Below are 14,184 nucleotides of genomic sequence, written 5' to 3'. Positions count from 1 at the left end.
GCCCGACTGCTCCTGGCTAACGCTTGGGGTTCTGCATGGTGGTTGGATCGCTGGCCGGGAAGGTATCGGCAATGGCGTCGTCGAGCCGCTCCTCGCCTTGCGTGCTGTCCGCATCGTCCGAGCGCGTCGACTGCGGATGCAGCTCGACCTTGACCCAGCCGTTTTCGCGCCGATCGAACGCCTTGAACGCCGCGATCACGTCGTTCATCGGTTTGACCTGGGTAAGGATTTGGGCGGGGTCGATGCGCTTGGCCATGACCATTTCGATCAGCTTGGGGATGTACTTGCGGTGATGGCAGTTGCCCATGGTGATGGTGAGATTGCGGTTCATCGCCATGCCGATCGGGAAGGTCATCGCGTCCGGTGGGTAGACGCCGATGATCGCCAGCGTGCCGGCCTTGGCCAGGCTCTGTACCGCCCATTCCAACGCCTGCGCAGGCGCGTCACCGGGCTTCCAGCTGCCGTCCGCCCCCTGCGGCTGATCGCTGACCGGCTTGGCTTCGCTCTGGTGCCCGCACAGCCCATGCTCGGCATCGACGCCAACGGCATCGATCGCTCGGTCGACGCCAATGCCGCCGGTGAGCCGCTTGATCGCCTCAACGGGATCCTCGCGGTTGAAGTCGATCACCTCGGCGCCCTGTTTGCGCGCCATGCGCAGGCGGTCGTCGAACTGGTCGACCGCGAAGATGCGCCCGGCGCCCATCAGCCGCGCACTGGCGATGGCGAACAGGCCAACCGGCCCGCAACCGAACACGGCCACGGTGTCGCCATCCTTGATGCCGGCAATGTCCGCACCGAAGTATCCGGTGGGAAAGATGTCGGACAGCAGGATGGCCTGGTCGTCGCTTATCTCCGGTGGCAGCTTCACCAGCCCGACGTTGGCGAAGGGTATGCGCGCCTTTTCCGCCTGCAGACCGTTGAACGGGCCAGTGGCTGCCGGGCCGCCGAAGAATGAAGTTCCGGCCGATTTGCCGTTGGGGTTGGCGGTGTCGCATTGGGCGTAATAGCCGGCGCGGCAGTAGGAACAGTTGCCGCAGGCGATGGTGGAGGGGATCACCACACGGTCGCCGATCTCCAGGTTACGCACGTCTTCGCCCAGCTCCTCGACGATGCCGACACCCTCGTGGCCGAGGATGGTGCCGGCTTTCATGCCGCTGAACGTGCCTCGGACGAAGTGCAGGTCGGTCCCGCAGATGGCCGATGCGGTGATCCGCACGATGGCGTCGGTAGGGGCTTCGATGCGCGGTTCCGGCACATCGTCCAAACGGATATCGCCTACGTCGTGAAATACAACCGCTTTCATAGTCTCTCCGGTCAGGTTGATGGCCGCATGACCGATGGACATGCGGCTGGCCGTGGCGTTGTCTCGAGTCGCTCATGCTGCCCGGTTGAAGAGAGCGGCCTCTGTTCGCCGACGGGCAGGGCGTGCGAGTGGTCATGGCGCGCTTGGCCGCTGGATCGAGCGGTGCATCTTTCAGGGATGCCTACTGTTTCCGACTGGCGGCGGCTTTGGCGGTTCACCCCAGCGCGAAGTTTTTACCGGTGGCAGCGGCTCTGCCGCGAGGGCTGGCGTTGTGAAAGCGAATGGAGCCAGGCAGGGGTTATCGCGGAGCGGGGGGCGATGGGCATCGAGCGCGGAAATATCGAAAGCAACGCGGCGATTGGCGGAGAGCCCGTCCGGACGGTCTTCCATAGACCGGTGCGTACCTAATCGGGAGAGTGGGAACGGTCACGACCGAACGCTCGCTTACTTGCACCTATACAAGTGCGCTAACTGTCTGCACTAGCATCCGGAACTATCCGGCACAACCCGCTCCCTCGCGGGCTCAGGGTACCGCCTAGGCGAACAGATCGCCGCGGCTCTGAAAGGCTTCGACCAGGTAGTCGATCATTGCCCTGACCTTGGCAGGGGGGCGACGGTTGCGGGGGTAGATGGCATGGATACCGCCCAGCGCGTAGCAGGGTTGATCGAGAGTCAGAATCTGCAGCGCACCCCGTCGCAGCGCCTCGCCGACGATGAATTGCGGCTGGTAGACGATGCCCTGGCCACCGATCGCCGCCGCGACCAGCGCGGCGCCGTTGTTGGCGATCAGATCACCCCGCACCGACACCCGGATTTGGCCGTCGCGGCCGAACGCCCATTCGCCGGGGCCGGCGAGGGGCGAGAGGCTGTAGCCCAGGCAGTTGTGGTCGGCCAGTTCGGTCACTGAACGCGGCATGCCATGGCGGGCCAGATAAGTCGGCGCGGCGCAAACCAGCATCGGGCAGTCGCTCAGTTGGCGAGCCTGCATCGGGGCGTTGGCCAGCCGGCCGATGCGTACGCCCATGTCCCAGCCACCATCGATCAGGTCGATCTGGCTGTCGTTAAGACCCAGTTCGACGGTGACCGCAGGGTGGCGGCGGGCGAATTCCGGCATCAGCGGTGCGATGAAACGGGTGCCGAACGACAACGGCACATTCATCCGCAGCAGCCCGGTGGCGTCGACCCGCTGGGAAGCGGCCGCTGCTTCGGCTTCGTCCACCTCGTCGAGGATGCGCAGACAGGCTTCGAGGTAGTTGGCGCCGACATCGGTGAGCGTCAGTCCACGGGTGGATCGATGCAGCAGCTTTATCCCCAGTCGCGCTTCCAGGGCATCGATGTGCTTGGTCGCCATCGCCGCCGACATGCCTAATTGGCGGCCGGCCGCCGACAGGCTACCGGCCTGTGCCGCCCGGGCCAGCACTCGCATGCCGGTAAGTCGATCGAGCATTGGCTTCCTACCCCTGGTATGAGCTGAACGCTCGTATTGATGGATTCTTTGCGATTCGCAGTGTAAGCGATACTGCGCATCCATTTACCCCGCACAGGGCACCGCAATGAGCGCCGCAGCCGACTCCGTTTCCATCCAGCCCAGCGCTTTCATTCCCCACGGCGCTGGGCCCTGCTTCTTCATGGATTGGAAGCCGGCCGACGCCTGGAATGCGATGGCGCGGTTTCTGAGCGGTTTCGCCGCTACCCTCGAGCAGCCACCGAACGCCATCTTGGTGGTATCGGGCCACTGGCTCGAACCGGTGTTCAGTATCACCAGCGGGCAAGCGCCCGAATTGATCTATGACTACTACGGTTTCCCCGAGCACACCTATGCGCTGCGCTACCCGGCCCCGGGCAGTCCAGAGCTGGCCGCGCGGTTGCGCGACCTGCTGGAGACGGCGGGCCTGGCCGCGCGAGAGGACGCGCAACGCGGTTTCGATCACGGCCTGTTCATCCCGCTGAAGCTGATGTTCCCGGAGGCGCAGATTCCCGTGGTGCAGTTGTCGCTGCGCAGCGACCTCGATCCCGAGGCGCATCTGGCGGCAGGCCGAGCGCTGGCGCCGTTGCGCGAGGAAGGGGTGCTGATACTCGGTAGCGGGATGAGCTTTCATAACATGCGTGGCTATGGCGACCCGCGTTTCGGCCCGATTTCCGATGCGTTCGACGCCTGGCTGGCCCAAGTGGTCGAATCCCCGGCCGAGCGCCGCGAAGCCGAGCTGGCGCGCTGGAGCGAGGCCCCGTCGGCGAGGCTGTGCCATCCGCCGGGCGCCGAAGAGCATCTGCTACCCTTGCTCGTCGCGGCGGGCGCCGGTCATTCGGGCCCTGGCCGCAAGATTTTCAGCGACCGGGTCATGGAAACCACCTTGTCCGCCTTCCGTTTTGCCTGACTTTCAAACCAGAGGAGCCCCAGATGGCCGTTTCCAACGCCAGCATCGCCACCCAAACGCCCGAACGGCTGATCAAGCGCCTATGCAAGCATTGGGGACACAAGTTCCCGGTGGACCTTCAGGAGCAGAGCGGCACCGTTGAGCTCCCCACCGGCCGCTGCAGCATGCAGGCCGGCGGCGGCATCCTCGAAGTAGAGCTTGAAGGCGAGCAGGAGAACCTGCCGCGCTTGCAGGAGGTGGTCGCCGACCATTTGCAACGCATGGCGGCTAGCGAAGAATCGCTCACCATCGACTGGCGCGGCTGACGTCAGTCAGTCGCCACCCATCGCAAAGTTCGGCAGCGATTCCACCGGCCTGGAAAAGCGGAAGGGGATCGACACCAGCGACTGGCCGTCGGACTTCTGCACCACGAAATGAAGGTGCGGCCCGGTGCTGCGTCCAGTGCTTCCCGAGCGCGCCAGCAGCGTCCCGGTGCCGACCTTCTGCCCCGGCCTGACCACCACGGAACCCTTCTGCAGGTGCAGATAGGCGCTTTCAGTGCCGTCGCGGTGGCGAATCCGTACGAAATTGCCTGACGGGTCGGGCCTCGCGCCGCCCTGATCGTTGCGAATATCGACGACGGTACCCTCGCGCGCCGCGACGATGGGTGTGCCCACTGGCATCCCGATATCTACCGCATAACGGCCTTTGGGGGTGTTGTGGCTGAAATCGCCGCCGGCGCCTTGGGTGATGCGGAAGGGGCCGCCTTGCCAGGGCAGCGCGTAGGCATGGCCACCGATAGCGCCGGACTTGCCCGGGTTCGGCGAGAACTGCATGGCGTAGCTGAAAGCGTGCTGGTACATCAGCGGATATCCAGCCTGGCGTTTGCGCAACGTCGCCACGCGTACCTGGCTACGCGCTGGCACGGTCTTGCGTAGCGGGCGTTTGCCTACGCCTTGGACATTGACGGTGCGACTGAAAACCAGCACTGCGGTGATCGGTACATCCAGGTTATTGCGCACATCCATCGTGGTGCCGCCACGGCCTTCGTGTACCAGCAGCCGTACGCCTGAGCCCGCCTTCGCGCCGGCGGCGTATACCGCGAGCGGTGCCAGGCAGCTCAATGTCAGGAAAAAAAATACCAACAATCGAAGCATCGGGTGATCCCTCACAGTGGGGTGAGCCTGCGACCTCAACGCTGCCGGCTGGAGGATTCATCGCAGTGGGACTCGATGCCATGACGATGGTTCCACCGCGTCGAGCGCCGCTCGGCAGACGATCCGAACGACAGCGCCCCGGCTGCTTTCGCAGACGGGGCGCGGCAGTTTAGTCCTCGTCCTTGACCAGCTCGTAGAGCAGCAGGGAACGGGCGGTGACCGCGTACTCGGTGTCGAACTGGAAACGCTCGTAGCGGGCGTCCGGCGAGTTGGTGTCGATCAGGCGCTGCCAGTGGGCACCCTGAGGCACGGCCGGCAGGGTGAAATTGACCACGTCGTGATGGGCGTTGACGATGATCAGCAGCGTCGCGTCCGAGCCCGCGCGGCGGATACCGGTCGGTTGCGCACGGCCGTCGAGCAGCATGCCCATGCAACGGTTGTTGCTGTCTTCCCATTGCTCGACGGTCATTTCTTCACCTGCGGGCGAGAGCCAGGTGACGTCCTTGACGCCGATTTCCTCGTTGTAGGCACCGACCAGGAAACGGCCCCGGCGCAGCATCGGGAAGCGCTGGCGCAGGCGGATCAGCTTGCGCACGAACCCCATCAGGGCCTCGCCTTCCTCGCTAAGCTCCCAGTTCACCCAGCCGATCTCGCTGTCCTGGCAGTAGGCATTGTTGTTGCCATGCTGGGTACGGGCGAACTCGTCGCCGGCGACGATCATCGGCGTGCCTTGGGAGAACAGCAGGGTGGCGAAGAAGTTGCGCATCTGGCGGAAGCGCAGCTCGTTGATTTCCGGATCGTCCGTCGGCCCTTCGACCCCATGGTTCCACGACAGGTTGTTGTCGCTGCCGTCGCGGTTGTCCTCGTCGTTCGCCTCGTTGTGCTTGTTGTTGTAGGACACCAGGTCGTTGAGGGTGAAACCGTCGTGCGCGGTGATGAAGTTCACCGAGCTGAATGGGCGGCGGCCGCGCTGGTTGTACAGGTCGCCGGAGCCGGTCAGGCGGCTGGCGAAGTCGGCCAGCTTGTCTTCGTCGCCTTTCCAGAACGCCCGGACGGTGTCGCGGTACTGGTCGTTCCACTCGGCCCAGCCAGGTGGAAAGCCGCCGACCTGGTAGCCGCCCGGGCCGATGTCCCAAGGTTCGGCGATCAGCTTGGTCTGCGCCAGCACCGGGTCCTGGCGGCAGGCCACGAGGAAGCTGTGGCGTTCGTCGAAGCCGTCGTGCTCACGGCCGAGGATGGTCGCCAGGTCGAACCGGAACCCGTCGACGTGCATCTCGGTGGCCCAGTAGCGCAGCGAGTCGGTCACCATCTGCAGGACGCACGGATGGCTCATGTCCAGCGTGTTGCCGGTGCCGGAGTCGTTGACGTAGTAACGCTTGTTGTCCGGGATCAGGCGGTAGTACGAGGCGTTGTCGATGCCGCGCATGGACAGTGTCGGGCCGAGCTCGTTGCCTTCGGCGGTGTGGTTGTAAACCACGTCGAGAATCACCTCGAGCCCGGCGTTGTGCAGGTGCGCGACCATCTCCTTGAATTCGCTGATCTTGCCACTGGCGAGGTATTTCGCGTGCGGCGCAAAGAAGGCGATGGTGTTGTAGCCCCAGTAGTTACTCATGCCCTTTTCCAGCAGATGCTGGTCCTGGACGAAGCCGTGGATCGGCAGCAGTTCGATCGACGACACGCCAAGCTTGCGGATGTAATCGACCACCTCGGGCGTCTTCAGCCCGGCGAAGGTGCCGCGCAGTTCTTCCGGCACCGCCGGGTGCTGCATGGTGAAGCCGCGGGCATGGGTCTCGTAGATGATGGTCCGATCCCAGGGTACCTGTACCGGATGATCGCGACCCCAGGTGAACGCCGGGTCGATGATCTTGCTCTTGGGCACGAAGGGGGCACTGTCGCGCTCGTCGAAGCTGAGGTCGCCGTCGGGGTGGCCGATGGTGTAGCCGAACAGCGCTTCGGACCATTTCAGCTCACCCACCAGCTGCTTGGCATAAGGGTCGATCAACAGCTTGTTCGGATTGAAGCGATGGCCGTTTTCCGGATCGTACGGCCCGTGTACACGGTAGCCGTAGATTTGTCCGGGATGCGCGTCGGGCAAGTAGCCGTGCCAGATTTCGTCGGTGTACTCGGGCAGCTCGATGCGCTCGAGTTCGGTCTCGCCGGTGGAGTCGAACAGGCAGAGTTCGACCTTGGTGGCGTTGGCCGAAAAGATCGCGAAGTTGACGCCCAGGCCGTCCCAGGTCGCTCCGAGAGGAAAGGGAAGGCCTTCGCGAATGCGCGAGGGATTGGAGACCTGTGGAGGCTGGGCGTTCGTCTGAGGCATGGTTCCTCCGTTCGGCGCGGTTGCGCCAGTGCATTGGGGTTGTTTGAGCGGCTCAGGCCGCGTTCATGTTTCTTTGGGTTTGCGAGGCGCGCGGGTCTTCTTCATCACGTCAGGTGTGCCGGCAGCCGCATCGGTAGCCTTGGGCGTGGCCTTGGCGGAGGTCCGGCTGCCGGCCTTGGTCGCGCCGGGTTGGGTTACCGCCGCGGGAGTGGCGTCGGTGGGTTTGGTCGCGGTCTTGCGAGTGCGGGCGGGCTTAGCAGCGGGCGAACCTTTTTCAGCCTCGGCGAGCTTGCGGGCCATTTCCCAGTGCCGGGCTTCCTCGCCCACGGGACAGCCTTCGGACTGCCAGATTTCGTAGGCGAGTTCGCGGATGCGCTGGTCGTCTGCATTCATATCGGTGAATCTCCTTAGATTGAGGCTGTTGTTTGTAAAATGGCCACGGGCAGGCTATCCAGAGCCTGCGCTACACCCAGGCTCACCCGTGTGGGTGTGACTGCTGTTTGAGCAAAAAGTCTCCGTAATGACACGCCGTCCAGCGCTTCGGGCAACTCGACGCAGGTGTCGCCCCAGCGATCGGGCTCGATGCGTGGCTGATCGGCACCTTCCAGTAGTGGGAATGCCAGCCGCGCCGCCAGTACCACCACCCAGCGCCCCTCCCATTCGCGGGCGAATGCGACCAGCCGATCGGCCTGGGCACCGCTGACCTTCAGCGGCAGATAGTTGCCTTTGGTGAACAGATCGGGATCGGCCTTGCGGGCCTTGAGCGTGCGTGCGATCAGCCACTGTTTGATGCGGGCGTCGCGCCAGTGGGCGAGCAGTTCGGCAGGGTCGGCGTCGAGCGTGAAGCTGGCTCGGCGGGCATCGAAGTCCACCGGTCGGCGGTTGTCCGGATCGACCAGGCTGAAGTCCCAGTAGTCCGCCCCCTGATAGAGGTCGGGAACGCCGGGCGTGGTCATGCGCAACAGGGTCTGCGTCAGGCTGTTGAGCGTGCCAGTCGGTGCCAGCTCGGCCGCCGCGGCAGCGATGTCCCGGCGCAGCGCGGCACCGGACTCGTCGACCAGCAGGGCCTGGGTGTACTCCCGGCAGGCCGACTCGTAGGCCTCGTTGGGCGCGCCCCAGGTGCTGCGCAGCTTGGCTTCGCGCACGGCCTTTTCCTGCCATTGCAGGATGCGCTTGCAATACACCTCCATGCCTTCGGCATCGTCCGGATGCAGCGCCGGCTCCCAGCTGCCGAGCAGCGTCTGGAACAGCATCATTTCATCGGCAGGCGAGGGCGCCAGGCCATCGTCCAGCTCCTTGCGCCAGGCGGCGGCCTGGTCACGCCACTGGCCGACCTTCTCGGCGAACCAGGAGGCACGTTCACTGATCACGGCGATGCGCGTGCGGGTGTCTTCGCCGCGCTTGTGGTCGTGGGTGGCGGTGGTCAGCAGGTTGCGTGGGAAGTGCTGCTGGCGTGCCAGGCACGCCTGGTGAAACGCTTCGACGGTCCCGCTGAAATGCTGAGGATCGAAACCGACGTCGTTGCGCGACAGCAACACCGCCGAGCGATAGCAGGAAGTGTCTTCCACGGCCTTGGCGGCGGCGGGCGAGGTCAGCTGCTGGAAGCGGGTGCAGGCATAGCGCCGCGCCTTGCGAGCGGCACCCCGAGGTACCGAGCGCAGGTCTTCACCGCCGAGCCAGCGCTCCAGGTGTTCGAGCAATGGCCAATCGGCCTCGGGCAGGGTGGTCCGCGCCCCTTCCAGCGCCTGCTGGAAGAACGGCTCGTCCGCTTCGCGGCGTCCGGTCGCCGTGATGTAGGTGCGATAGACCGGGAAGTGGATGATCAATTCGAGCAGCGCCCGACGGATCGCGCCGAGGGTGATGTCGCGGGTCATCAGGTCGCTGCGGGCCACCTGCAACAGCGCCTGGGCCACCGTCTCGAAGTCGCCTGCCAGCGTACCGGTCAATACCAATTCGCGAGCCTCGCGGACTTCCTCCATGAAGTCATCGGTGCGGCCGCTGGTCTCGCGCCACAGCTCGCACAACGGCGCATGCCCGGCCGGATCGTGCTGCAGCAGGGAGACCTGGTTCATGAACTCGTAGCCGGTGGTGCCGTCCACGCCCCAGTCGTCCTGAAGCTTTTCGCCATCGGCAAGAATCTTCTCGACGTAGATCGGCACGTGGTCTTCGGCCGCCTCGGCCGGACGCGCGGCGTTCAACCGATCGACCCGGCGACGCAGGCGGCGGCAATAGCCGCGCGGGTTGGCCAGACCGTCGATATGATCGATGCGCAAACCGTCTACCAGCCCGTCGGCGACCAGTTCGAAGATCTTGGCGTGGGTCTCCTCGAACACCACCGGACGTTCGACCCGCAGGCCGCCCAGCTCGTTGATATCGAAGAAGCGCCGCCAGTTGATGTCGTCGGCCGCGGTACGCCAGCTCGCCAGGCGGTAGTTCTGCCGTTCGAGCAAGGAGTGCATCCGCTTGAAGCCCTGTTCGGTGGTCGAGTCGTAGAGCGTGAGGGCATCGTCCAGGCACTGGCGGATCGCCGGGTCCTTGAGTTGCTCGGCCAGGTCCGCGCGCAACTGGCGTGCGGTCTGGTAGGGCGCGGGGTCGGTCTTGAGCGCATCGAAGTGCTGCGCCAGGGGCTTGAGCGCCTCGCAACCACGCAGAATCTCGCCGTAGCTCAAGGGTGTGATGGGAAAACGGTGCTCATAGTGCTCGGCATAGAGCGAACCGGTGTCCACATCCAGGCGCAGCGGGATGAGGCCCTGCTGCAGGGCCTCGCCATAGTCGTCACCGAGGAAGGGGATCAGCAGCTGGCCTTCGAGCAGCGGATCGGGCGAATTCCACTGGATATCGAAGAACTGGGCGTAGGGGCTGCGACGGCCCCATTCGAGCACGTCGAGCCACCAGGGGTTGCCACTGCCGCCGACCGCCATGTGGTTGGACACGATGTCCAGAATCAGCCCCATGCCCTTGGCGCGCAGCGCCTCGACCAACCGGTGCAAGGCTTGTTCGCCGCCCAGTTCCGGGTTGATGTGCGTCGGGTCGATCACGTCATAGCCGTGCATCGAGCCGGGGCGGGCGGTCAGCAGGGGCGATGCGTAGACATGGCTGATGCCCAACTGGTCGAAGTAGTCGACCAGCGCCGTCGCGTCGTCCAGGGTGAAATCACGGTGAAACTGCAGGCGCAGGGTTGCGCTCAGGGCCTTCATCATTGCCGACTCCGAATGGATTGCCGTCGCGCCTCTGCCAACCGACCCAGTCGTCGGGCCGGCGTCTGCGCGTCGAGCAGCGTGGCGCTGTCGCCGGCATAGCGGCGGCGCCAGTTGGGGTGGCTGTCTATGGTTCCGGGCATGTTGGGCTGGTCTACCAGACCGAGAGCGTCCTCGATGGGTAGGAGCACCAGCGGGGCTGGGGTGTGGCCGAGGAACGAAGCGGCGCCGTCGACTACGTCCTGCTCTTGCATGTCGCCGCTTTCATGGCTGCCGGCATCCTCGCGCAACGCCCGAATCAGCCCGTGACGCTCGCGCTCGCGCTCTTCCATCTGCCCCTTGCGCTTGGACTCGTCGACCTGGCCGACGCGGATCCGCCAATCGATATCCTTTGCATGCCACCAACCCGCGATCGGCGGGATATCGTGGGTTGCGGTGGTGGCCAGCGCATCGTCCGGCCAATCGCGCGGAGGGACGAAGCGGGCCTGGTCGTCACGCTCGAAGAGCAGCACGCGCATGCCGAGAATCCCGCGCGCGGCGAGTTTTTCACTGAGTCCCTCGGGCACCGTGCCGAGGTCTTCGCCAAGGATCACCGCCTTGTGCCGCCAGGCTTCCAGCGTCAGCAGGCGCAGCATGTCGTCGAACGGGTAGTTCAGGTAGGCGCCCTGGTCCGGCCCCACGCCTTCGGGCGTGACCCAAAGACGCATCAAGCCCATTACATGGTCGATGCGCATGCCGCCGGCATGGGCGAGGTTGGCCCGCAGCATCTCGATGAAGGCTCGGAAGCCGTTCTGCTTGAGTCCCCAGGGCGAAAAGGCGGAAATGCCCCAGCTCTGGCCCTTGCGATTGAGAATATCTGGCGGCGCGCCAACCGACAGGGATGCCAGCAGTTCGGCCTGGCGGCTCCAGGCCTGGCTACCGCCGCTGTCCGCACCCACTGCGAGGTCGGCGATCAGCCCGATGCCCATGCCCGCGCTTTTCGCCGCGACCTGGGCGCGCTCCAGCCCACGGGCCATGAGCCACTGGGCGAACGCGTGGAAGCTGATCTCATCGGCGTTTTCTTCGGCGAAGCGTTGCACCGCCGGGCTTGTCGGGTCGCGATAGTCCTCGGGCCAGTTGGCCCAACCCTGGGGCAAGCCCTCGTCGTCGAGCAGCACGGCATGCAGGGCTTCGAAGCGGCAGTGGTTTTCCAGCGCCTCGCCACCGGCGGCGCGAAAGCTCTCGAAATCCTGTTGCAGGGGGTCGTCGCCGGTCCTGAAGTCGTCGAACAGCGCACGTAACAGACGCAGCCGGGTATCCGTGACCGCGGGCCAGTCGACCAGCTCGAGCGCCTCGAGCCGCTGCAATTCATCGGCAAGACCGCAAGCCTCGATGGCCTGGCGCAACCTCCGTTCACCGAGGATGCTGCCCGGCGCGCTGTGGAGGATGTTGAAGAACAGGCGGCTGGAGGGCGAGTAGGGGCTGTACTGGTTCGGATAGCCCGGAAACATCGCATGCACCGGGCTGATGCCGATCGCGGACGCACCATGCGCCGCGGCGTTGCGGGCGAAGTCTTCCAGCGCTTCGGTATCACCCAGGCCGCCATCTCCGGGGCGGCGCAGCCCGTAGAGCTGTACGGTCAGGCCCCAGGCGCCCGGGCCGGCCACATCCTCGACCGAAGGGCAGGCCTTGGGCGCTACCGCGACGGTAATCTGCTGCCCACCGAGGTCCAGCTGGTGATAACCGGGCGTGTCGATACCAGCCAGGCGCGCCTGCGCATCCAGCGTGCCGGTCACTGGCTGCGGCTGGTCTTCCAGGCTCAGGCTATAGGACGTGTCCGGCGTGAAGTAATCGCCCAGATCCAATGGCACGCCGAGGTCGACGGTCATCAATGGCGGTAATTGTGCCTGGCCAACACTTTCTTCGAGCTTTTTCAGGCTGCGCTCGATCTGGTCTTCGCTGTCGGCATCCAGGCCGAGCGCGGCGAGCACCTTGCGCAATACCTCATCGGAGACTTTCTGATCGCTACCGTCTGCATCGACCCACTCGATCGACAGCCCGGCCGCCTGGGCAAGCTGCTTGAGACCCTCAGACATGAGCACCCTCCAGATGAACGAACGCAGTGCGGGGCGCGAGTGTGTCGCCGGCCGCCTGGGCTTCGTTGGCGCTGGCGTGGAGCAGCCTGGCGGATTCGCCGGCGGGCTCGATGGCGACCGGCTGGTCACTCAGATTGAGCGCGATCCGCAGCCTGGAGCCGTCACCGAGCTGCCAGTGGGCAAGCGCGGCGGCGTTGCCCAGCGCTTTGGCACCGGCGAAGCGAGCGCCTTCGAGACGCGGTATGATTTCTCGGTGGCGAACGGACAGCAGCGCCCGGTACAGCGCATACCATTCGGCATGGCCGGGTTCGCGGACGCTGGTCAAATCCGGGCAGGAGGCATCGAAGGTTTTCTGCTCGTTCGGGTCGGGAATTCGCGCGCGAGTCGCTTCGTCCTGGAATTCGGCGAACTCGGCGAATTCGCCGCGACGGCCTTCGCGCACCGCATCGGCCAGTTCGCCGTGGTGGCTGGTGAAGAACAGGAACGGCTGACGCGAGCCCCATTCCTCGCCCATGAACAACAACGGCACCATTGGGGAAAGCAACAGCAACGCGGTGGCGGCCTTGAGTGCATCGGGGTCGGCGAGGGTGATCAGACGGTCGCCGAAGGCACGGTTGCCGGTCTGGTCATGGTTCTGCAGGAACAGCACGAAGGCCGTCGGCGGAAGATGCCCGCTCGGCTCGCCGCGCGATTCGCCTCGGCGGTTCTGCTGGCCCTGATAGATGAAGCCTTCGCCGAGAAAACGTACCAGTTTGTCGGTCGAGTCCTGATGGTAGTCGGCGTAGTAACCCTGGCTCTCGTCGGTCAGCAGCACGTGCAGCACGTTATGGCCGTCGTCGTTCCACTGGGCATTGAAGCTCTGCTCCAGCAGGCTCGACCGGTTGTGTTCGTTCTCGAGCACCAGGTGAACGTGGCGGCCTGGCTCGGTTTCGGCCCGGATACGCTCGGCGAGTTCGGTGAGGAAGCTACGGTCCGGAATCGCATGCACCGCATCGAAGCGCAGACCGTCGAAGCGATACTCCATCAGCCACATCAACGCGTTGTCGATGAAGAAGTTGCGTACCTCGCTGCGGCGAAAATCGATCGCATCGCCCCAGGGCGTCTGCTGGTCATGGCGGAAGAAATGCTTGGCGTAGCGGCCGAGGTAGTTGCCGTCCGGGCCGAAGTGGTTGTAGACCACGTCGAGAAAGACCATCAGGCCCAGCTCGTGCGCCCGGTCGATCAGCCGCTTGAGTTCTTCGGGCTTGCCATACGAGGCCTCTGGTGCGTAGGGCAATACGCCGTCGTAGCCCCAGTTGCGGTCGCCGGGAAACTCGGCGATCGGCATCAGTTCGATGGCCGTGACGCCAAGCTCGGCCAGCGCCGGCAGGCGCTCCTCGATTCCCGCATAACCGCCATAAGCCGAGACGTGCAGCTCATAGAGCACCGTCTCGTGCCACGGCCGGCCTTTCCATTCGGTGTTGCGCCACTGGTAGGCGTGCGGATCGGTCAGCACGCTGGACGAATGCACGTCGCCGGCCTGGAAGCGGGAAGCGGGGTCCGGCACGTTCAGTTCGTCGTCGATGCGGAAGCTGTATTGGGCCCCTGGGCGGCAGGGCGCCTCGACGCTGTACCAGCCGTCGTCGCCTGCCTGCATGGGCAGGGTGTCGCCGTCGATCAGAACCAGGCTGACGCTTTCGGCATCGGGAGCCCAGAGCCGGAATCGGGCATGGGTGTCGTCAAGAAGAACCGGTCCGTGATGTCCTCTCTGGGCGTATTGCGTTGGCATTGATGACCTC

Annotated in this window: 10 protein-coding genes; 2 read left to right on the top strand and 8 right to left on the bottom strand. The window is 65.0% G+C overall.

The features are described from left to right. Window positions 1–16: 16 nt before the first annotated feature. Together G7026_RS11925 and G7026_RS11920 are read right to left on the bottom strand one after the other, a co-directional pair. Window positions 17–1,303 (bottom strand): zinc-dependent alcohol dehydrogenase, encoded by a 1,287-nt coding sequence (locus G7026_RS11925; RefSeq protein ID WP_181071023.1) that lies wholly within the window; start codon window positions 1,301–1,303, stop codon window positions 17–19. A gap of 535 nt (window positions 1,304–1,838) precedes the next feature. Then, entirely contained in the window at window positions 1,839–2,750 is a 912-nt protein-coding gene (locus G7026_RS11920) for a LysR family transcriptional regulator (protein WP_181071021.1), read from the bottom strand. 106 nt (window positions 2,751–2,856) lie between these two features. Between G7026_RS11920 and G7026_RS11915 the strand changes: the two genes are divergently transcribed. Beyond that, window positions 2,857–3,678 (top strand): DODA-type extradiol aromatic ring-opening family dioxygenase, encoded by an 822-nt coding sequence (locus G7026_RS11915; RefSeq protein ID WP_181071019.1) that lies wholly within the window; start codon window positions 2,857–2,859, stop codon window positions 3,676–3,678. A gap of 23 nt (window positions 3,679–3,701) precedes the next feature. Further along, complete coding sequence (locus G7026_RS11910) at window positions 3,702–3,983, top strand: DUF2218 domain-containing protein (RefSeq protein WP_181071018.1); 282 nt, start codon at window positions 3,702–3,704, stop codon at window positions 3,981–3,983. Window positions 3,984–3,989: 6 nt separating this feature from the next. On the opposite strand, the gene G7026_RS11905 is transcribed toward G7026_RS11910, so the two are convergent. The 6 genes from G7026_RS11905 to treZ all read right to left on the bottom strand — a co-directional run bounded on the left by G7026_RS11905 (window position 3,990) and on the right by treZ (window position 14,174). Continuing rightward, window positions 3,990–4,814, bottom strand: a complete 825-nt coding sequence (locus G7026_RS11905) for a M23 family metallopeptidase (protein WP_181071017.1) — start codon at window positions 4,812–4,814, stop codon at window positions 3,990–3,992. Window positions 4,815–4,983: 169 nt separating this feature from the next. Continuing rightward, window positions 4,984–7,134, bottom strand: coding sequence for a glycogen debranching protein GlgX (gene glgX / locus G7026_RS11900; RefSeq protein WP_181071016.1), 2,151 nt, complete (start codon window positions 7,132–7,134; stop codon window positions 4,984–4,986). A gap of 63 nt (window positions 7,135–7,197) precedes the next feature. After that, the gene (locus tag G7026_RS11895; RefSeq protein WP_181071014.1) at window positions 7,198–7,527 is read right to left on the bottom strand and encodes a DUF2934 domain-containing protein; all 330 of its coding nucleotides are present in this window, start codon (window positions 7,525–7,527) and stop codon (window positions 7,198–7,200) included. 14 nt (window positions 7,528–7,541) lie between these two features. After that, window positions 7,542–10,331, bottom strand: a complete 2,790-nt coding sequence (locus tag G7026_RS11890) for a malto-oligosyltrehalose synthase (protein WP_181071218.1) — start codon at window positions 10,329–10,331, stop codon at window positions 7,542–7,544. Further along, a complete protein-coding gene (gene malQ, locus G7026_RS11885; protein ID WP_181071012.1) occupies window positions 10,331–12,406 on the bottom strand; it encodes a 4-alpha-glucanotransferase in 2,076 nt (691 codons plus the stop codon). The genes G7026_RS11890 and malQ overlap by 1 nt, the downstream gene beginning before the upstream one ends. Continuing rightward, window positions 12,399–14,174 (bottom strand): malto-oligosyltrehalose trehalohydrolase, encoded by a 1,776-nt coding sequence (treZ, locus tag G7026_RS11880; protein ID WP_181071010.1) that lies wholly within the window; start codon window positions 14,172–14,174, stop codon window positions 12,399–12,401. Before treZ ends, malQ begins: the two co-directional genes overlap by 8 nt. Between the last annotated feature and the right edge of the window lie 10 nt (window positions 14,175–14,184).

Origin of the sequence: Stutzerimonas azotifigens (assembly GCF_013522725.1) — a bacterium.
In the GTDB taxonomy this organism is placed as follows: domain Bacteria; phylum Pseudomonadota; class Gammaproteobacteria; order Pseudomonadales; family Pseudomonadaceae; genus Stutzerimonas; species Stutzerimonas azotifigens_A.
The sequence above is the reverse complement of the archived record's forward strand: the minus strand, read 5'-3'. Positions and strand labels throughout refer to the sequence as shown.

Excerpts from the sequence above, each read along its gene's own strand:
- G7026_RS11915 (WP_181071019.1), top strand. The coding sequence starts at position 2,857 with ATGAGCGCCGCAGCCGACTCCGTTTCCATCCAGCCCAGCGCTTTCATT.
- malQ (WP_181071012.1), bottom strand. The coding sequence starts at position 12,406 with ATGTCTGAGGGTCTCAAGCAGCTTGCCCAGGCGGCCGGGCTGTCGATC.
- G7026_RS11890 (WP_181071218.1), bottom strand. The coding sequence starts at position 10,331 with ATGAAGGCCCTGAGCGCAACCCTGCGCCTGCAGTTTCACCGTGATTTC.
- glgX (WP_181071016.1), bottom strand. The coding sequence starts at position 7,134 with ATGCCTCAGACGAACGCCCAGCCTCCACAGGTCTCCAATCCCTCGCGC.
- G7026_RS11920 (WP_181071021.1), bottom strand. The coding sequence starts at position 2,750 with ATGCTCGATCGACTTACCGGCATGCGAGTGCTGGCCCGGGCGGCACAG.
- G7026_RS11925 (WP_181071023.1), bottom strand. The coding sequence starts at position 1,303 with ATGAAAGCGGTTGTATTTCACGACGTAGGCGATATCCGTTTGGACGAT.
- G7026_RS11895 (WP_181071014.1), bottom strand. The coding sequence starts at position 7,527 with ATGAATGCAGACGACCAGCGCATCCGCGAACTCGCCTACGAAATCTGG.
- treZ (WP_181071010.1), bottom strand. The coding sequence starts at position 14,174 with ATGCCAACGCAATACGCCCAGAGAGGACATCACGGACCGGTTCTTCTT.
- G7026_RS11905 (WP_181071017.1), bottom strand. The coding sequence starts at position 4,814 with ATGCTTCGATTGTTGGTATTTTTTTTCCTGACATTGAGCTGCCTGGCA.
- G7026_RS11910 (WP_181071018.1), top strand. The coding sequence starts at position 3,702 with ATGGCCGTTTCCAACGCCAGCATCGCCACCCAAACGCCCGAACGGCTG.